Raw genomic sequence first — 17,881 nt, 5'->3', positions numbered from 1 at the left:
AACCGTCCTTGTTGTTATTGGCTCTGCGCCGGCGCAGAAGGGGTTTCCTCGGGCAGGTACAGCGGGCCTTTCTGGCCGCAGCCGGCGAGCAGCGAGGTGGCGGCGATCAGCGCGATCAGGGCGGTGAGCAGCGGCTTCATGGTGAAGTCCTTCAATAAAGCGGGAATGGCTCGGAGTATACCGAGCCCCTGGCGCCTTGCCTATGCGCCAGGGTGCCCGCCGGGCGGGGCTTCGGCGGGTGGCGGGGTGCAGGCTGGCGGGGTTGTCGGCTACGCTGAGGGCGAGTTGCACCGGCAAAACTGCTATTTTGTTCGGCCTTGGCCGGGTGGCGCTGTTGCCGCCGGTCGGGACTTTCTGCTGCCGATTTCTTTCGAGGACACCTGCAATGAGTTTGACCGAAGCCCGCTTTCACGATCTGGTCGACGCCGTACAGCAAGCGGTCGAAGACATTTTCGATGACAGCGACCTGGACCTCGACCTGGAAAACTCCGCCGGGGTACTGACCGTGCGTTTCGAGAACGGCACCCAGCTGATCCTCAGCCGCCAGGAGCCGATCCGCCAGCTGTGGGTCGCCGCGCGCTCGGGCGGTTTCCACTTCGATTACGACGCCGCCAGTGACCGCTGGATCTGCGATAGCAGCGACGAGCAACTGGGCGAAATGCTGGTGCGCATCACCCGTGAGCAGGCCGGTGTCGAGCTTGAGTTCGAAGAGCTCTGAGCCTGGCGACGGCGCACCCATCGCCTCGCCCTGCCGCCGCCAGTGCTGCCTGGATGCCCAGGATGTGTGCCTGGGCTGCGGCCGCTCCCTGGCGCAGATCCTCGAATGGGGGCAGGCCACTGAGACACGGCGGCGCTTGATCTGCGCCGAGGCCGAGGCGCGTTTGCGTGATCGGCCGCGCTGATCGGCCAGTCTTGTTTATTCGGGTGGCTGTGTTACGGTCGGTCCTACGTGTTCAAAACCCCGCTGCCTGCAGCGGGGTTTTGTTTTTTGATGTCCGCACAAGGAGCGACGCACTCACCATGACCGACACCCCGACCATCACCATTACCCGTCTCGACCTGCAACGTCTGGAGCACCTGCTCGACAGCCTGGATGACTTCGGCCCCGGTGCCGAAGCCTTGCAGGCCGAACTGGACCGTGCCGACGTGGTTGGGCATGACGAGGTGCCCGCCGGTGTGGTGACCATGAATTCGCGCGTGCATTGCCGCGAGGAGAGCAGCGGCAAGGACTATCACCTGACCCTGGTCTACCCCCAGGATGCCGGCGGCGAAGGCACCGTGAGTATTCTCGCGCCGGTCGGCAGTGCCCTGCTGGGGCTGACCGTCGGTCAGCACATCGACTGGACCGGACCCAACGGCAAGGTGCTCAAACTCACCTTGCTGGCGGTCGAGTACCAGCCCGAAGCGGCGGGTGAATACGCCCGCTAAGGCGACCGACCTTGCCCGTAGTCGCCCGGTCCTGGGCGACTACGGAGGCTGTTCAAGCCGGTAGCAGCTCCAGCTTCACCGGCTTACAGGTCACTCCACACGTCTGCAGATCAATACTGCGCTCGAACAACCGCTGTACCGCAGGCTGGTGGCTGACGCCGATCAGCGTGCAATCGGGCAAGCGCTCGCGCAGACGCTCGAGTACCGCGCAAGCAGCCTGTTCATCGAGCTGGTTGGTGGCTTCGTCGAGGTACAGGGTATCCGGGCGATAGAGCAGGGCGCGGGCCAGGGCCAGGCGCTGTTGCTCGCCGCCGGAAAGCTCCCGGCCCCATTCGGCGTCGCGCTGCAGCGCCGTCGCCAGATGGCCGAGGCCAACATCCTTCAGTGCGCCAATCAGTTCGAGCGGGTCTGGAATCTGCGTCGCCGGGTAGGCGAGCAACTGGTCCAGGCGGCCGCTGGCCACGTAGGGTTTCTGGGGCAGTAACAGGTTGCGCCCGCCCGGTAGCTGCCAGGTACCGCGGTGATGCGGCCAGAGGCCCATCAGGGTACGCAGCAGCGTGGATTTACCCAGGCCGCTGTCGCCCGCCAGGCGCAGCCATTCGCCCGGACGGGCCTGCAGCGTCAGGCCACAGAGTAGCGGCTCACCATTGGGGCGCAGGACATCCAGCCCACAGGTGTTGAGCGCCTCGCCACGACCGAGTTCGATGGGCTCCAGCCGCTCCATGGCCTGCTGAAACTGACCCAGGCGCTGCACCGTGGCGCTCCACTCCATCAGGGTGCGGTAGGAGTAGATAAACCAGCTCAGCGATTCATGTACCGCGCCGAAGGCTGTGCGGATTTGCATCAACCCGCCCAGGGTGATGGTTTTGGCCAGGAACGCAGGCAACGCGATGAACACCGGCACGATATTGCTGACGCGGTCATAACCAACGGTGAATGTCCCAAGTTTCAGCTCCCGGCGCATCAGGCCGCGCCAGTTGTCGGCAATGGCGGCGAAGCGTAGCCCCAGGCTCTGCCGCTCGGCCTGTTCACCGCCGTACAGGGCGATCTGTTCGGCATGGTCGCGTTTGCGCAGCAGGTCGGCGCGAAAGGCTGCCTCGCTGCGCTGACGTTCGTAGTTGAGGCCGTGCAGCGGATGGCCCAGCCAGTGAGTGACCAGGGTGCCGATCAGGGTATAGATCAGCACGGCCCAGACCAGGTAACCGTCGAGGGTCAGGCTGTAGTCACCGAGGCTGAAGGTCTGGGTGCCGGAGAGTTGCCAGAGAACGCTGACGAAGGCACCGATCTGCAGCGTATTGATAAACAGCGACACCACCAGGCCGACAGTCTTGTCCGTCAGCAGGTGCGCGTCTTCGGCGATGCGCTGGTCCGGGTGATCCGGTTCGCTGCCGAGACCTAGCCGGTAATAGCGACGTTCACCCAGCCAGCGCTCGAGCAGGTGATCGTTGAGGTGCTGGCGCCAGCGCAGGATCAGCGCCTTGGTCAGCCAGTTCTTCGACACGATCACCAGGATCAGCGCACCGATGGCCAGTGAGTAAGTACCCATCAGATCGAGCAGGGCGCTGCCATTGAAGGTCGCCAGGGTGTCGTAGAAGGTCTTGCTCCAGGCGTTGATATAGACGTTGACCTGCACGATGCCGGCGCCCATGGCGAACACCGAAGCCAGCAGCAACCAGCCCGGCCAGCCGGCGCGGCTGGCCCAGAAGGGGCGGGCCAGGGCGAAGAACAGGCGCAGGGTTTTCATGACTCTGCGTCCTGTACCGGCAGCACTTGCAGGCGCACTTGATTGGCCTCGGGGAAAAGCTGGCGGGCCAGACGCTTGAGGGCCGCAGGCTCAAGCGCCGCGGGCAGCAGCTGCTGTTCGCTGAGGTAACGCGGGTCGTTCCAGACGCGCTCGCTGAGCATCAGACGATGCAGTTGAGTGTCGGGGTCTGCGCGGCGCCGCGCTTCCTGGCGCGTCAGCTCGCGGCGCATGGCAGCCACACGCGTGTCGTCGATGGCTTCGGGCAGGCTGGCCAGCGTCTGGCGGGCCAGTTGCCAGAGCTCATCGGCGCGCTGTGGATCACTGCTGAAGCGCAGCTCGCTGTCGATGCGCTGGTGCTCGGGGCTGAGCTCGCTGTCGAACTTCAGGCTGTAAATGCCGCCGGCTTCGCCGCGCAGGCGCTGCTTGAGCAACGCGTTGGCGATCTCGCGCAGGGCTGCCACCCGCGCGGCATCCGCCGGGGTCCACGGGTAAGGCTGGAAACTCCCCGCATAGAGGCTGGCGCGCGGCTCACGAGCGATGGCCAGAGTGGTCTGGCGTTGGCCCGGCTGGCGAGGGCTGGGCTTACTGGCCAGCGGCTCGCCCCGTGGAATACCGGCCAGGTAACGGCTGACCAGCGTTTGCAGCTCGGCCGCCGGCAGGTCGGCCATCAGGTAGTAGGTCACTGGCGCGGCGGCTTGGCGGCGCCATTCGGCTTCCAGCACCTGCCGGCTGAGCCGGTCGATTGCCTGGGTGGTCGGCTCTTGCCAGTCATTCTGGCCCTGTTTGAGCTCACGCCAGGTGGCGTCTTGCGTGCTGCGCACGTGATCGCGTTGGCGCAGCACGCGCTCACGCAGGTCATCCAGGCTCTCGCGATAGGCGGTGTCGTCCAGGTGGCTACGGACTTGCTGCGCCTGGTAGAGCGCCAGCAGGCTGGCCAGCTGTGCGGGCTCGGCGTTGCCCTGGGCTTCCAAGCGCTGCGGGCCTTGGGTAAAGGACAGTTGCACAGCTTCGCGCTGTTTCCAGGCGCTGAACTGCTCGGCACTCCAGCCCAGGGGCGGCATCTGCAGGGCTAGCTGGTTGGCGATCTGCGCGCGCCAGGCTGGCGCGCCCTGGTGCATAAAGCCGGCACCGGAATCGACGCGCAGCTGTGCTTTGCCGTCGGCCCCTTGTGCGCGCAGCCATACCAGGCGGTCACCATTGCTCAACTGCCAGTGTTCGACGTTTTCAGCGGCAAAGCGGCGACGCGTATCGATACGACCAACCGCTACGCTGCTGTGCAGCGTAGGGATAACCACTGCCACCGGGGCGGTTGGCGCCTGCGGTGCGGCGAGTTGGCTGGCTGTCCAGTCACGGGCCTGCTGCTCGACCCTGTCGGCGTCAGGCAGGGTCAGCGGCGTACCGCCTGGCGCGCTGAGTTGCAGCACCCGATCCGGGCTGGCGAGCCAACTGTTTATGCGCTGGTGCAGCTCGCGGCTGCTGATGCTGTCAAGGTTGACGAGGGTGTTGCGCGCGATGGCTTCTGGGTCCTGCAGTATCCGTTCGCCCAGGGTGGCGTCATTGAGTTGCCGCACCCAAGCGTCGAAATCCCGGGTCACCGGCTTCGTCAGCATGCGCTCGGCGATCTGCCGCACCTCATCCTTTACCGCGTGCACATCAGCGTCGTATGAGGCGTGCTGGCGCACCCGCTCAAGCTCGCGCAGTACGCTCTGCAAGGCCTGCTCATGTCGCTGACCTTTGACGCTGGCAGCCACTGCCAGTACGCCGGTGCGCCGGCCGATCTGAGTCTTGACCGCGGTCAGGCTGGCCACGCCTTCATCCAGCGGTTGGCGGCGCAGTTGCCGTGACAGCAGGCTGAGCGCCAGGCGATCAAGCAAGCGCTCACGCCCGCCGGCCTGGGTTTGCTCACGAATGTCCAACTGACGGAAGCGAAACAGCAGGGCGACCTGGTTGCTGCCGCTCTGGCTGTCCTGCACACGGAAGACTTTCAACTGGTCATCCAATGGCAATTCCAGGTGCTCGCGCGATGGGCGTTCGCCACGCGCGGGCGCGCCGAAGTGCTGCTCGATCTGTTGGATCATCTGCTGCGGATCGAAGTCGCCGACGATGTTCAGCACCATATTGTTCGGCAGGTACCAGCGCTGCTGGAACGCGTGCAGCGCCGCCAGCTTGGCCTGCTCGATGGCCTGGCGATTGCCGATGGTGCGGTGTGCCGGGTAACGCGAACCGGTGCGCTGGGCGGCGGCGCGTTTGGCGTTCATGCGCTGTGCCACGCCGAGGCCGCCGCGCCACTCTTCGATCACGATGGGCCGCTCGCGCTGCAGGTCGGCTGTGCTGTAGTCGCCCGCGAAGGCCATCGTCGACAGCGCTTGCAGGGCCAACGCAGTGCTCGCTGTGCCATCGGGCGGGCTGAGCAGGTACTGGGTGCGTTCGTAGTTGGTGACCGCATTGAAGTGGCGGCCCTGTAGCCAGCCGGCTTTCTGCAGACGCTGGCGTACGTCGAGCGCATCGCCGCCGTGGCTGTAGAAGGTCAGGTGCTCAAGCATATGAGCGATGCCGACTTGGTCATCGGCTTCGTCCACCGAGCCGGCGTGCACTGTCAGGCGTATATCCAGGCGGCCTTTTTGCGCATCGATAGGGATCAGGTTGTAGCGCAGGCCGTTGGGCAGCTCGCCACGGCTGACGATGGGGTGCCAGGGCAGTGGTGTATCGCCGGCGGGCAGGTGGCTACAGGCACCAAGCAGCAACGCTGCCAGTGCCGCGAAAAGGATTTTCACGGAGTACATGGCGCGCGCCTTTTAGAATTGGTAGCCGACTTCGAGCCAGTATTGGCGGCCGGTTTCGTAGCTGATTACACCGGCGGTGTTACTGACGATATTGTTGACTTTGTCGGTGACGTTGGTGACATCTACTGCCACGTAAGTCGACTGTGAACCGCCCAGCGGCAATGTCCACTTGACCCGGGTGTCCCAGGTTGGTGCCGCACTTACTTCGCCAACTTCATAGTTTTCGTAAGTGCCGCCATTGATCGTGATGTTTTCAGGGGTAGCCCGGAATATCTGTTCATAAGCACCCCGATAACGCAGGAAGTTTGTCCACGTCAGGTTCAGCGCCGGGATGCTGGTGACCGTATTCAGGCGGGCTGTCCAGGGGCGGTTGAAGTTGTCCGCAGGCAATTCGCTGTAAGGAATCAGCCGGCCATCAAAGTAAACATCTTCGTCAGCCAGGCGGTCTTCGTTGAGCAGGTCATCGTAATTGCTCTGTGGACTTTGCGTACGGTTCCAGTCCAGGCCGAGCATAAAGCTTGTCATGGTGCCTGCGAACTTGAGGTTTTCGAGCGGGGTGACGGTCAGGGTTACGGTCTCGCTGCGGCTTTGCCCTGCGTTGGTGTAGGTGTAGTAGTTGTCGATGGCGTCGACGCCATTACCTTGCTCCAGTCCCAAGTAATTGGCGCGGCTGCGTACAACCTGATCCTTGCCGTCGCGGTGCACATATTTGAGCTCAAATTGCAGGCTGACCAGCCGCTGTGAGAAGCCCACCATCCATTCGTCATCGTAGGGGATGTCGAGCTGGCGGAAGCTGTTCTCGTCTACACCAAAGTTGGTCCATGGACCAAAGTCGCGAATGGTATCGGTGCTTGAGTTGAGACGCGTGGCGCGCCAGCGCAATGACTCGCGCCCGTCCGCGAGGCGGTATTTGAACAGGTTGCGGCCGTAGTAGCGGTTGAGGCCTGCGGTGAGCACGCTGGTCTCGTCACCGAAGAAGTCGTAGCTGGCGGCAAAGCGTGGGGCGATGGTCTTTTTGTCCATGTAGTCATCGGCATCAAAACGCACGCCGGGGCGCAGCTTCAGGTTGCCGATCTGGATGTCATCCTGCAGGTAAAGCGCATAGTCGATTTGCTCAGCCTCGACCTTGCCAGCGCGCACGCTATTCAATAAGCCGAAGTACTGGCGTTCAGGGGTACCAATAGCATCCACACTGATCGAGCAGTAATCACTGTCCAGTTGTCCGCTGGCGGTCACGCAAGTGCTGCTGCCAGTGGCATTACTGCGGCGCAGAACCGACGCGCTAAGGGTGTCTTCTGATACCTCATAAGAGGCTTTTTGTCGGCGTACTTCCATGCCAAAGGACAGCGTATGAGCCGAGCCTGCCAGGTCGAAAGGAATCGCCTGGATATCCAGGTTGTATTCAAGCCCGCTCTGCTCTTGTTCGATATCGCCCATGCCCCCCTCTATGCTGGTGGAGCCGGCGTACAGCACACCGTCACGGTATGGGTTGCCCCAGTTCTTTTCTTGCGACCAGCGCCATTGTTTGAACGTACTGCTATCGGCATCCCGCGAGCTTTGCACCATCTTGTAGGCAAACTGCTGGGTATAAGTGAGCGTGTCGCCGGTCCAGATTGTCTTGAGGGCAGCGGTTTGCCCGCCCTGGTCAATGCGAAAGCCCGAGTCTCGCTGATTGCTCTTGAAATAAGTGTTCTCGGCGGGGGCGTCGACCAGGGTCAGGATCATGTCCAGGCGATCGCTGGGCGTCCAGAACGCTTTGACCATCTTGTTTTCGATAAGGCGTTCTTGGTTGTGCTTGGTCTTGTCGCCGGCACTTTCAAAGCCGCCATCGTACGAATACAGCGGAATTTCCGAGGTCTTGCGCACGAAGTTGCCGATCAGTCCGAAGTTATCGGTCAGGTGGCCTTCAAGGACGACGCGGGTAGACAGTTTTTCAAACTCCGGTTGGTTGGAGTAGGTACTCGATTTGGCGAATTCCTCGTCGCTCATTTGGTCATTGTTGATGTGGTAACGGGTCCAGTCAGACTTGGTCATCTGCGCAGAAACCTTGCCATGAAACTCTTTGGTCGGCCGGCGTGTGATGGCATCGATAACTCCACCATTAAACCGTCCATATTTGGCCGAGACGTTGGAGTCATAGACCCTGACCTCCTCCAGCAGGTCAGCGTCCAAGGCGATACCAAATGCATTGCTGGGCAGTAGGTATTGCCCATTGACGTCGCTGCGTGACCCCGAACTGGCCCCCGGATCAAGGTCGTTGTTGATGCTGATGCCATCCACCATAAAGTTGTTCTGGTAGAACTTGGCACCGTTGATGCTGATGTCGGCCGGGTTGATCTCGCCGGGGGTATTGGAGCTTTGCTGGGTGGTGTCGAAGCGCACGCTGGGGTGCATTTTCAGCATGGTGGTGAGGTCGCCGTTGCCGCCGGCGAAGTTCTCGATGGCGCGCCTATTGATCACGGCCTCGCCCTGAAAGTTGTGATCGGCCTTGCCCAGCACCACGATGTCCGGTGTCTGCAATGCCGCAGGATCCTGGGCGCGGTAGTCCGGGTCGACTTCCAGGGTCAGGCTATTGGCTGTATTGACGCGCCAGCGCAGGCCGCTGCCGCTGAGCAGACGTTGCAAGGCTTCTTGGGTGGACCATTCGCCGCTGATGCCAGGTGAATTGCGCTCGCCGACGAGGCCACTGTCGACGCTGACCTGCAGGCCGGCTTGCTGGGCGAACTCCAGCAGTGCGCCTGCCAGCGGCTGGGCGGGCACCTCGAAGGCCTGGCGTTGGGTCAGCTGCTCTTGCAGGGCGTCGGCCTGTGCGGGCAAGTGCTGGGTAAGCAGCAAGGCCGCGAGGCTGGCTTTGCTCAGCCAGGGGTAACGCTTGAGCAGGGTCGCGGTCGGTGCAGTGGTGGCCATGTATAAGTCTCCCCGGGTGATGCAAGGTCGGTGGCGTTCTTTGCGAACGCCTCTCACTTGCGTCGCAGCCAAGAGACGTTTGGCGCGGGAGTTTTTTCAGGCTTTGGCTATTTATTTTTTCCAGGGGCGCTTTGAATCACCAGCAGCCAGGGGCTGTAGGCCTCGATGCGGCCGCCTTGAGGGGTGATCAAGGCTTCTAGTGCGGCTTCTGGGCGGGTGAGGTCGAAGACTCCGGTCACGCGCCGCTGACCCAGTGCCTGATCGTGCAGAACGACCAGGCCTGGTAGCTGTTTGGCCACTTGTTCGAGGACCTGGACCAGGGGCTGGTTGTCTGCGACCAGCAGGCCCTTGCGCCAGGCGGCCATGGTGCCGGGCGCCTGATGGCTGAGCTGTGCCTTGCCCAGGTGGTGGTCCAGTTCCAGGCGATCACCCGCGCCGAGCGCTGCCTTGGACTGCCGGGTATCGGTCTGCGAATCGTCTACCTGCACGCTGCCATGCTCGACGGCCACGCTCGAACGCTCGTCGCCGTGGTCCACGGTGAAGGCGGTGCCGGTGACCGTGATGGTGGTCGTGCCCGCCTCCACCTGAAACGGGCGAGCCGTATCGCGGCTGACCTGGAAGTACACGCGGCCGCGGAGCAGGGTGACCTGGCGCTGTGTCTTGTCGAGATGGACCTTGATCGCGCTGCCACCGTCGAGCGTGAGCTGGCTGCCGTCATTCAGGCTGAGGGTGCGACGCTCGCCCTTTGGGCTGTAATAGTCGGCCTGCCAGGTTGGCCACTGCAGCAGAACGACAAGCAGGCAGGCGGCCATGGCGGCGGCCCCGCCCAGCAGGCGCTTGCGCCGCCGGGTGGGTCGGCTGCGTGGCGGCAATGATGGCTGCACAGTGGGTATCGGCTGGCGAGGCGAGGGGGTCAGGGCGCCGCTCAGTTGCCAGACCCGCTGGGCGCGCTGCCAGGCACGCGCGTGCGCCGGGTGGGCGCTGTGCCAGGTGCTGAAAGCGGCTTGCAAGGCGGTGTCATCCGGTTGCGCATGGAGGCGCAGGTGCCAGTCCAGCGCGGCTTGCCAGGCTGGGTCATTGGCCAGGTCTGGCGCAGAGGCAGGCGCTGCGGGCGCGGACGGATTGATGGATGGCGGTTCAATCTTCATGGTCACCCAGGCGCTCTGCGCAGTGGGTCATGGCATCACGTACCAGGCTATGAACCAGGCCAACCGAAACCCCTAGATGCTGGGCGATCTGTTGCAGCGTGTAGTCGCCAAAACGGTGCATTTCAAAGGCTATGCGCGTGCGTTCTGGCAGCTCCAGCAGGGCGTTGGCGATCATCTGCAGGGCGTCCTCATCACAGACCTGCGCCTCAGGTGACGGGGTGGAGGCCAGCAGCTCGCCGAGCCGGCTGGCGCCTTCAGGCTCGCGCTGCTCGGTGGACAGGCGGCGACTTGCGTCCAGCGCCAGGTTACGCACGATGCGGTAGAGGTAACCGAGCGGGTTGCGCAGGTTGGGGCCGGTGCGCTCGTCGGCAAAGCGCAGCCAGGCGTCCTGAACCACGTCCTCGGCCTGGGCGCGACCACCCGCAATCGAGCGGGCATAGTCGATCAGCGCGCGGCGGTGGCTGAGATAGAGTTCCAGTTTGGGGTCATTCACGGCGGGCACGGCTGCGAAAGGCAAAGTGCCGGCATTATATGCAATCAATAATCGATATCAATTGTATTCGTTCAGGCGTGCTGCAGTGCCTGGTTCAGGGCGTCTTCCAGGCGTGCCTTGTAACGCAGCGAAACCAGGGTCTGTCCAGCAGCGCTGTCGAGCAGCGCCGAGAGGTCGAGGTCGGTGATGTAGCAGGGGTAGCGCTCGCCGCCAGCGCGCTGGGCGAGGATGTGCTGAGCCACGGCGGCGTAGAGGTCACCGGCGTATTCCAGCTCGGAAAACTCACGGTGGTTGCAGTACAGGGTCACGTGCACGCGCTTGCCGTCGGCGGGCTCCAGAATGGCTTGCACATCGAAGAACGGGTGGCTCACCGCGGCGCTCGGCGCTGGGCGGCGCTCCAGGCGCTGGGGGCGGGCCGGGGCATCCGGCAGAATTTGGTAGTAGAGCACTTCCGGCGGTGCGGCAGGCAGGGCGCCATCCAGCGGTAGCAGTGCATTGCGGCGGTACAGCAGCGATTGCAGGAAGCGCTGCAGCGGCGTCAGCAGGCTTTGTTCGTCGCGGAATGGCACGCGCTGACGCCACAGCGCATTGTGTTCGTCGAGCACACTCAACTCGGCCTCGTCCGTGCTTTCGTAGCAGCGATAGAACACCTGGATGCAGTTTGCCCGGCCGAGCGGCAGGATCAGCCCCAGCTCGTCTCCGGCCAGCACATGGCGGTCCAGGTGCAGCGCGCTGTAGTCGCTGCGCTCACGACCAAGGTGGTCGAGCAGGGCGTTGCGGTCGTGCAGCGGCGTGTGACGCACCTGGCCGGGGCGCCATTCAAGGACGTGGTAATGCTGCTTGATCTGCAGCAGGTAACGGTTGGGTGCGCCATCGGCGAAGGCGGCGAGGGTGTCGCGAAACAGCTCCTCGACCCGTTCGGCAATCTGCGTGGCGCGGTTACGGCAGAAGCAGCGCACCCGCAGGTTGGGCACGGGGCCTTCGGCCGGCAGGCTGTTGAGCAGGTCGCGCAGGCAGTCGAGCAGGGCGTGGGGGCCGTCATAGCGGCTGGTCAGCAGCTCATTCCAGCTATTGAGCGTGACCTGGTCGAGGGTCAGCACCAGGTTCTCGCGCACCCCTGAGTAACCGAGGGCGTCGGTGCGTTCGGTGGTCATGTGCACGTTCATCTGGCTGTGCTGGGGCAGTGGGTCGATACCGACGTTGACCAGCACGAGGACTTCCCGCGGGCTGCTGGCTTGCAGCAGGTCCACCTCGGCAACCGGTGCCAGGGGCAGTGGCACAGCGTGCTGCAGGCTGGTCAGCAGGTTCGACAGCTCGAATTCGCTGAGGTCGCTGGCGCCGGGGTGCAGCGATAGCCGTGTACTGTTGTCGATCACGCCATTGCGGTGGCACCAGGCGAGCAGCTCAATGAGCTCGCGGGCGCGCTTGAGCGGGGCAAAATCCGGCCACTCCTGGGCTCCCAGGCTGCCGGTATAGAGGGCCCACTGGGTTTCCTGCGGGGCTTCGGGGCTGGGGCTGTGCACCAGGGTCAGGGTGTCTTCGGCGAGGTCCGGGGCGATGCCCGGGTTGATGAATTCGATCTTGCCGGCCTTGCGCTCGAAGGCGGCGTACAGGCGCCGGCCGAGGACCCCGAGGTCGCGGCTGTTGAGCGAACTGGCGGCCTGCTCGGTGCGGGCGAACGCCGATAAAAAACGGTAGCTGTAGGTGAGCTCGTTGACCAGTGCGCGCCGCTCGGTACTGACCTGGCGCACCTTCCACTGGCTGCGGCTGTCGAGCATTGCCAGGTGGCGCGGTGACCAGTCCCAGTCGCGGGTCAGGCGTTCGAGCAGCAGGCGTTGCCAGCTCTTTGCACGGCCGCGGGGCGGACGGCTGAGTTTCTTGTCGATCTTCAGGTACAGGCAGCGGCGGATCAGTTCGAGACGCTCGTGTTCGCCCCGTGCGCTGAGGTATTCCTCCAGGCGGCGGTAGACGACGATATAGGGGTCGAGCTCGTCGAGGTCCAGCTGGTTGGCGAACACGGCCTGTTTGAAGCGCAGTGACAGGCATTCGACCTTCGGGTGTTCGCTGGCATAAACCTCGGTCAGCAGCAGTTTGAGCACTGACTTGTAGGGCGACTCGATGCCCTTGTACAGCTGCCACATGCCTGCACCGATGAACTCCCCAGGCGGTATGCGCGCCAGGTGGCCCAGATCGAGGACCTCGTCAGCGCGGATAAAGCGCTTGTTCAGCAAGGTGGTGATATAGGCCTGGTAGCGCGGCTCCTCGTAGACCGGTACCAGCCACCACAGTGGGGTGCGCCCGGCCAGCCAGATGGCGGTGCGGTAGAACTCATCGAGCAGCAGGTAGTGCTGGGTGGTGCCGCAGTCGTCGGAGGTGAGCAGGGCTTCGCGGTCGCCGACGGTAAAGCGTGCCGGGTCGATCAGAAAGAAGTGCGCTTCGGCGCCCAGGGTCGCGGCCCAGATTTCGAGCTGATCACATTTACGCCGCAGTTCAGCCAGCGCCTCGCCCGTCAGGTTGGGCGCGTGGCACACCCACACGTCCATGTCGCTCTGCTCGGCTTGCGCCACGGTGCCCAGGCTGCCCATCAGAAACAGCCCGTGGATGCCGGTGAGGTTGGCACTCAGGGCATTGCCCCGACGCGGCTTGTAGGCAAAGGAGCGGGTCAGGCGCTGAGCTTCGGCCAGTTCATCGTCGTCTGGCTCATAGCCGCTGACGCCAGCCGGTGTGGCGCCCGAAACATAGCCCGGCAGCAAAGGATGGTTGACATGAAACAGCAGGGGCAACAGGCGCAGTACCAACTGCTGGCGCGTCGACAAGGCTTCGCTGGCGCGTTGCAGGCGGCCCTTGTTGACCGCGAGAAAACGCGCACGCAGCTGAGCCAGGACCTTGCGGTCGATACCCTCATCAATGTCCGGGCGGATTTCCTGGGTACGGCTCATGCGTCGGCTCTGGGGCGGGTGGAACGAGATGCCGCCTAGACTATCAGCCGTCTGTGCTGTGGTGCAGTGCGGTATTCGGGGTCGCCCGACCGCCGGGCGCGCTGCGGGCTCGGCGGTCAGGTATGCGGGTCGCTCAGGCGGCTTGCGGGAGTTTGAGAATGGTCAGTACACCCTGGGCGTGGGCGGCAGCTTCCAGCCCGAGGCTGGTCAGGTAACCGCCATCGGGCTGGCTGATCAGGCCCTTGTCGTGCAGGCGCTGGGCGGCGGCGATCGCGGCCGCAGTGGCGGTGTGATGGACTTTCAGGCCCTCCTGGGTATTGCTCAGGTTGAACAGCGAGAGAAATTCCAGTTCGGCAATCAGTTCAGAGGTAAAGGCCATAACGACTCCGGCATGTTGTTGGAGGTATGCCGTGGCAGGGCCGCGGCGGGCAGCGCTACAGGCGATTTCTGGCAGGCCTGCGCGCGTGCTCAGAGCAGTGTAGTCAAGCCCTGCTCAATCTGCTGGCGATGAAGGGTGTTGCCAGTCAAGCAGGATCTGCTGGTAGCGCCCATTGTGATGCAACTGCTGCATGCCACGATCGAAACGCTCCAGTACCTCGGCGGCCAAGGGGTGGCGGCGGGATACGCTGAGGTACAACTGGGGACGGTGGAGCACGGCAACCGGGGCGAACTGCCCCGCCAGCTCCGGGTGCTCGACGAACAATGCCTGTGCGGTCCCGCGGTAGGCAGCGGTGAAGTCGACGCGTTGGCGCTGCAGCATAAGAAAGCCGTTGAGGTCGCGGCGTACGGGGATGCGTTCGACGCCTGTGTGCTGATCGAGGATTGGCCCGTATTCGTAGCCCAGGGTGACAGCCACGCGTTTACCATCGAGGCGGCTGAAGTCAGTGATGGCGTCGGCCTGGTCCTGGCGTGCCCAGAGCAGAATGTCATCGCTGAACAGCGGTTGCTGCGGCAGTTGGTAGTCGGTGCGGATGCGTGCATTCGGCGAGGTATTGAAGCAGGCCACCAGCTCCCCGCTGCGGGCCATTTCCATACAGCGTGCGTAAGGGTAAGGCAGCAGTTCGACCGATTGGCCGGTGGCGGCGAAGGCGGCACGCAGGATATCCACCGACATACCTTGCACGCGGCCTTCGCGGTACGCGGTGTAGGGGTACCAGTCATCTTCGGCGCCGATGCGGATGACCTCGGCCAAGGCTGGCGCGACCAGACCTGGCAATAGCAGGAGCAGCCACAGGCGCAGTTGCAGGAAACGGCGCAGTGGCCGCTCTGGCGCCATGCGCGTGGCTCAGGCGTCGCCAGGCAATGCAGGCAGGGCGCGCAAGCCCTGTTCGTAGCGAGCCAGATCGAACGCGCGGTCTTCGCGCAGCATGACGTCGATCTCGTCGGCCAGCACCAGAGCCATCAGTTCAAGAATCTCTTCGCGCGCATAGCCGACCAGGCTCAGCTTGTTCAGGACCGCCTGGACAAAGGCCGGTTCACCGGCTTCGAGCTGATTTTCGATGGCCTGGGTCAGGGTGTCTTCGGCGAAGGCTTCGTCGTCGCGTTCATCGTGCGCAGTCATGGCGGCTCCAGAGGCTAAAGGTGCAGTGTGCCAGTGCTTCGTCGGTATCGCCATTCACTGTGCTGATGGCGCTGGGCGTGTGCAGGTGCGTGGCGTTATAAGTCGGGTAGACAGAATAGGAGCGTCAGCAGTGTTGAAACTTCACGGTTTTGCCGTCAGCAACTACTTCAATATGGTCCAGCTTGCGTTGCTGGAGAAGGGCTTGCCGTTCGAGATTGTCCACGTGCACGGTAGCCAGAGCGAAGCGTTTCTGAGCATTAGCCCGCGGGGCAAGGTGCCGGTGCTGGAGACGCCCGACGGGTTTATCAGCGAGACCAGCGTGATTCTCGATTATCTGGAGACATGCGGCGGCACGCCGCTGCTGCCGACTGAACCCTTTGCCTGCGCGCAGGTGCGCAGCCTGGCGCGGGAGATTGAGCTGTACATCGAACTGCCGGCGCGCCTTGGATACCCACAGGCATTCTTTGGCGCAACGGTTGCGGATGCGCTGCTGGCCAAGTGCAAGGCCGAGCTGTTGGCAGGGGTTGCCACGCTCAAGCGTCACGGGCGCTTCAGCCCTTATGTGGCGGGTGAGGCGCTCAGCGTGGCAGATCTGTATTTCCTCTACAGCCTGGACCTGGCCTGTGTCGTGGCGCACAAGCTGTTCGGCCTCGACCTCCTGGCCGACTTTCCGGCGGCGCGGGCGCTGCTTGAGCGACTCAACCAGAACCCGCACGTACAGCGCATTGCCGAGCAGAAAGTGGCCGAGATGCCGGCCTTTCTCGCGTTCGTCAAGGCTCAGGCGCGCGGCTGAGCACCGCGCGCTGTGCCTGCAGGCTGCTGAGAAAGCGTTCGACAGCCTGGCGCGACGTCAGCCGCAGGTACGGTTGCTGTGGCGATGAGTTGAGCATTTCCTCGCCGTAGCGCTGGCGGTAAACCGCGTGGCGTTGCCAGGTCCAGACCAGGATGGATTGCCTGGGGTTGAGCTTGAGCAGGTTGCCCCAGCGCTCGCGGTTGCCGTTCCACAGCTCTTCGTTGTTGACCAGACGCCGCAGCGTTCGCCACAGCACCTGGCGCATCACCACGGCTTTGGGCAGGTCCAGCCAGATCACCATGTCCGAGCGTTCCAGCACATGGGGGCGCACGGCGGAATAACTCCCCTCCACGACCCAGTCGTCGCCGCGCAATGCGTCGCTTACGGCCTGCTTGAACTGCTCCTTGGGCAGCGGCTGCCAGTTGGGCTGGTGATACAGCGCATCCAGCTCAATATGGCGATAGCCCAGGTGTTGCGCCAAGCGCCGCGCCAGAGTGGTCTTGCCCGAGCCGGAGCAACCGACCACCGAAATACGCCGTCCTGGCGTATGGGCGGGCATATTAGCGTGCCGCGAGCAGCTCGCGACCCCTAACCACCGCGGCGCGTACCTGATTCGGCGCCGTACCGCCGATATGGTCGCGGGCATTGACCGAACCTTCCAGGGTCAGTACAGCGAAGACGTCCTGCTCGATCTGCTCGCTGAACTGGCGCAGCTCTTCCAGGCTCATCTCGGCCAGGTCCTTGCCACTGTCGACGCCGTATTTCACGGCGTGGCCGACGATCTCGTGGCAGTCGCGGAACGGCAGGCCACGGCGCACCAGGTAGTCGGCCAGGTCGGTGGCGGTGGAGAAGCCGCGCAGCGCCGCTTCACGCATGATCGCGTGCTTGGGCTTGATCGCCGGAATCATGTCGGCGAAGGCGCGCAGCGAGTCGCGCAGGGTATCGGCGGCGTCGAACAGCGGCTCCTTGTCTTCCTGGTTGTCCTTGTTGTAGGCCAGCGGCTGGCCTTTCATCAGGGTCAGCAGGCCCATCAGCGCGCCGAATACGCGGCCGGTCTTGCCACGCACCAGCTCGGGCACGTCCGGGTTCTTCTTCTGCGGCATGATCGAGGAGCCGGTGCAGAAGCGATCCGGCAGGTCGATAAACTGGAACTGCGCGCTGGTCCATAGCACCAGCTCTTCGGAGAAGCGCGACAGGTGCATCATGGCAATCGAGGCGGCGGCGCAGAATTCGATGGCGAAGTCGCGATCCGACACGCCGTCCAGGGAGTTGCCGCCCACGGCGTCGAAGCCGAGCAGCTCAGCGGTGATTTCACGCTGGATCGGGTAGGTGGTGCCGGCCAGCGCGGCGCTACCCAGGGGCATGCGGTTGGTGCGCTTGCGGCAATCGACCAGGCGTTCGTAGTCGCGGCTGAGCATCTCGAACCAGGCCAGCAGGTGGTGACCGAAGGTCACCGGTTGGGCGGTCTGCAGGTGGGTGAAGCCGGGCATGATGGTCTCGGCTTCACGCTCGGCCTGCTCCAGCAGGCCCTGCTGCAGGCGAGTGATCTCGGCGAGGATCAGATCGATCTCGTCACGCAGCCACAGGCGGATATCGGTGGCCACCTGGTCGTTGCGCGAACGGCCGGTGTGCAGCTTTTTACCGGTGACGCCGATGCGGTCGGTCAGGCGCGCTTCGATGTTCATGTGCACGTCTTCCAGGTCGACGCGCCAGTCGAACTGGCCGGCTTCGATCTCGCCCTGGATGGTCTGCAGGCCGTCGATGATGCTGTCGCGCTCGGCATCGGTCAGTACGCCGACCTTGGCCAGCATGGTGGCGTGGGCGATGGAGCCCATGATGTCGTGGCGGTACAGGCGCTTGTCGAATTCCACCGAGGCGGTGAAGCGTGCGACGAAGGCATCGACTGGCTCGCTGAAGCGGCCGCCCCAGGACTGGTTGGTTTTTTCTGTGCTCATGGGTCTCGCTCCGCTGGTGCGCAGGTACAGGCGAGCCGCGGGGCCCGCACGACGAAAATCAGGGGGCGGATGATAACAGGCCCGGCCTTACCTTCGCCGCAGTCACGCACATGACATGTATCGCCTGTGT

General features: G+C 63.8%; 16 protein-coding genes. 4 read left to right on the top strand and 12 right to left on the bottom strand.

Annotation, left to right across the window (positions count from 1 at the left end; translation table 11 throughout):
- Nucleotides 1-14: 14 nt before the first annotated feature.
- The gene (lptM, locus tag BMW49_RS06295; protein WP_083251654.1) at nucleotides 15-140 is read right to left on the bottom strand and encodes an LPS translocon maturation chaperone LptM; all 126 of its coding nucleotides are present in this window, start codon (nucleotides 138-140) and stop codon (nucleotides 15-17) included.
- A 245-nt stretch (nucleotides 141-385) separates the two neighbouring features.
- Between lptM and cyaY the strand changes: the two genes are divergently transcribed.
- From cyaY to rnk, 3 genes are all read left to right on the top strand, one after another.
- Entirely contained in the window at nucleotides 386-718 is a 333-nt protein-coding gene (cyaY, locus tag BMW49_RS06290) for an iron donor protein CyaY (protein WP_069516482.1), read from the top strand.
- A 19-nt stretch (nucleotides 719-737) separates the two neighbouring features.
- Complete coding sequence (locus BMW49_RS06285; protein WP_069516623.1) at nucleotides 738-902, top strand: DUF1289 domain-containing protein; 165 nt, start codon at nucleotides 738-740, stop codon at nucleotides 900-902.
- A 118-nt stretch (nucleotides 903-1,020) separates the two neighbouring features.
- Complete coding sequence (rnk, locus tag BMW49_RS06280; protein WP_069516481.1) at nucleotides 1,021-1,428, top strand: nucleoside diphosphate kinase regulator; 408 nt, start codon at nucleotides 1,021-1,023, stop codon at nucleotides 1,426-1,428.
- Nucleotides 1,429-1,480: 52 nt separating this feature from the next.
- Here the strand turns inward: rnk and BMW49_RS06275 are convergent, their stop codons facing one another.
- The 9 genes from BMW49_RS06275 to BMW49_RS06235 form a co-directional block, all read right to left on the bottom strand.
- The gene (locus BMW49_RS06275) at nucleotides 1,481-3,172 is read right to left on the bottom strand and encodes an ABC transporter ATP-binding protein/permease (RefSeq protein WP_069516480.1); all 1,692 of its coding nucleotides are present in this window, start codon (nucleotides 3,170-3,172) and stop codon (nucleotides 1,481-1,483) included.
- Nucleotides 3,169-5,955, bottom strand: a complete 2,787-nt coding sequence (locus BMW49_RS06270) for a M16 family metallopeptidase (protein ID WP_069516479.1) — start codon at nucleotides 5,953-5,955, stop codon at nucleotides 3,169-3,171. The genes BMW49_RS06275 and BMW49_RS06270 overlap by 4 nt, the downstream gene beginning before the upstream one ends.
- A 12-nt stretch (nucleotides 5,956-5,967) precedes the next feature.
- Entirely contained in the window at nucleotides 5,968-8,862 is a 2,895-nt protein-coding gene (locus BMW49_RS06265) for a TonB-dependent receptor (protein WP_083251653.1), read from the bottom strand.
- 107 nt (nucleotides 8,863-8,969) lie between these two features.
- Nucleotides 8,970-10,010, bottom strand: coding sequence for a FecR family protein (locus tag BMW49_RS06260; protein ID WP_083251652.1), 1,041 nt, complete (start codon nucleotides 10,008-10,010; stop codon nucleotides 8,970-8,972).
- Entirely contained in the window at nucleotides 10,000-10,503 is a 504-nt protein-coding gene (locus BMW49_RS06255; protein WP_083251660.1) for a sigma-70 family RNA polymerase sigma factor, read from the bottom strand. The genes BMW49_RS06260 and BMW49_RS06255 overlap by 11 nt, the downstream gene beginning before the upstream one ends.
- Nucleotides 10,504-10,574: 71 nt before the next feature.
- Nucleotides 10,575-13,442: a class I adenylate cyclase gene (locus tag BMW49_RS06250; RefSeq protein ID WP_069516478.1), complete on the bottom strand. Its 2,868-nt coding sequence runs from the start codon at nucleotides 13,440-13,442 to the stop codon at nucleotides 10,575-10,577.
- 133 nt (nucleotides 13,443-13,575) lie between these two features.
- On the bottom strand, nucleotides 13,576-13,821 hold the full coding sequence (locus BMW49_RS06245) for a TIGR02647 family protein (protein WP_069516477.1): 246 nt from the start codon (nucleotides 13,819-13,821) through the stop codon (nucleotides 13,576-13,578).
- A 114-nt stretch (nucleotides 13,822-13,935) separates the two neighbouring features.
- On the bottom strand, nucleotides 13,936-14,718 hold the full coding sequence (locus tag BMW49_RS06240) for a substrate-binding periplasmic protein (protein WP_069516476.1): 783 nt from the start codon (nucleotides 14,716-14,718) through the stop codon (nucleotides 13,936-13,938).
- Nucleotides 14,719-14,727: 9 nt separating this feature from the next.
- Nucleotides 14,728-15,003, bottom strand: a complete 276-nt coding sequence (locus tag BMW49_RS06235) for a hypothetical protein (protein WP_069516475.1) — start codon at nucleotides 15,001-15,003, stop codon at nucleotides 14,728-14,730.
- Between the two features lie 130 nt (nucleotides 15,004-15,133).
- Here BMW49_RS06235 and BMW49_RS06230 point away from each other — a divergent pair, with 130 nt between their 5' ends.
- Nucleotides 15,134-15,796, top strand: a complete 663-nt coding sequence (locus BMW49_RS06230; RefSeq protein WP_069516474.1) for a glutathione S-transferase family protein — start codon at nucleotides 15,134-15,136, stop codon at nucleotides 15,794-15,796.
- Here the strand turns inward: BMW49_RS06230 and BMW49_RS06225 are convergent.
- The gene (locus tag BMW49_RS06225) at nucleotides 15,774-16,355 is read right to left on the bottom strand and encodes a shikimate kinase (RefSeq protein WP_069516473.1); all 582 of its coding nucleotides are present in this window, start codon (nucleotides 16,353-16,355) and stop codon (nucleotides 15,774-15,776) included. The genes BMW49_RS06230 and BMW49_RS06225 overlap by 23 nt on opposite strands.
- Nucleotide 16,356: 1 nt before the next feature.
- Nucleotides 16,357-17,751: an argininosuccinate lyase gene (gene argH, locus BMW49_RS06220; protein WP_069516472.1), complete on the bottom strand. Its 1,395-nt coding sequence runs from the start codon at nucleotides 17,749-17,751 to the stop codon at nucleotides 16,357-16,359.
- Between the last annotated feature and the right edge of the window lie 130 nt (nucleotides 17,752-17,881).

The sequence above is a fragment of the Pseudomonas cuatrocienegasensis genome (assembly GCF_900110925.1).
GTDB lineage: Bacteria > Pseudomonadota > Gammaproteobacteria > Pseudomonadales > Pseudomonadaceae > Aquipseudomonas > Aquipseudomonas cuatrocienegasensis.
Note: the sequence above shows the minus strand (reverse complement) of the source record. Positions and strands in the feature narration are given on the sequence as shown.

What these genes read in the sequence shown, in the direction of transcription:
- BMW49_RS06270 (WP_069516479.1), bottom strand. Translation starts at nt 5,955, where the DNA reads ATGTACTCCGTGAAAATCCTTTTCGCGGCACTGGCAGCGTTGCTGCTT.
- argH (WP_069516472.1), bottom strand. Translation starts at nt 17,751, where the DNA reads ATGAGCACAGAAAAAACCAACCAGTCCTGGGGCGGCCGCTTCAGCGAG.
- BMW49_RS06245 (WP_069516477.1), bottom strand. Translation starts at nt 13,821, where the DNA reads ATGGCCTTTACCTCTGAACTGATTGCCGAACTGGAATTTCTCTCGCTG.
- BMW49_RS06265 (WP_083251653.1), bottom strand. Translation starts at nt 8,862, where the DNA reads ATGGCCACCACTGCACCGACCGCGACCCTGCTCAAGCGTTACCCCTGG.
- cyaY (WP_069516482.1), top strand. Translation starts at nt 386, where the DNA reads ATGAGTTTGACCGAAGCCCGCTTTCACGATCTGGTCGACGCCGTACAG.
- BMW49_RS06225 (WP_069516473.1), bottom strand. Translation starts at nt 16,355, where the DNA reads ATGCCCGCCCATACGCCAGGACGGCGTATTTCGGTGGTCGGTTGCTCC.
- BMW49_RS06275 (WP_069516480.1), bottom strand. Translation starts at nt 3,172, where the DNA reads ATGAAAACCCTGCGCCTGTTCTTCGCCCTGGCCCGCCCCTTCTGGGCC.
- BMW49_RS06260 (WP_083251652.1), bottom strand. Translation starts at nt 10,010, where the DNA reads ATGAAGATTGAACCGCCATCCATCAATCCGTCCGCGCCCGCAGCGCCT.
- lptM (WP_083251654.1), bottom strand. Translation starts at nt 140, where the DNA reads ATGAAGCCGCTGCTCACCGCCCTGATCGCGCTGATCGCCGCCACCTCG.
- BMW49_RS06240 (WP_069516476.1), bottom strand. Translation starts at nt 14,718, where the DNA reads ATGGCGCCAGAGCGGCCACTGCGCCGTTTCCTGCAACTGCGCCTGTGG.
- BMW49_RS06250 (WP_069516478.1), bottom strand. Translation starts at nt 13,442, where the DNA reads ATGAGCCGTACCCAGGAAATCCGCCCGGACATTGATGAGGGTATCGAC.
- rnk (WP_069516481.1), top strand. Translation starts at nt 1,021, where the DNA reads ATGACCGACACCCCGACCATCACCATTACCCGTCTCGACCTGCAACGT.
- BMW49_RS06235 (WP_069516475.1), bottom strand. Translation starts at nt 15,003, where the DNA reads ATGACTGCGCACGATGAACGCGACGACGAAGCCTTCGCCGAAGACACC.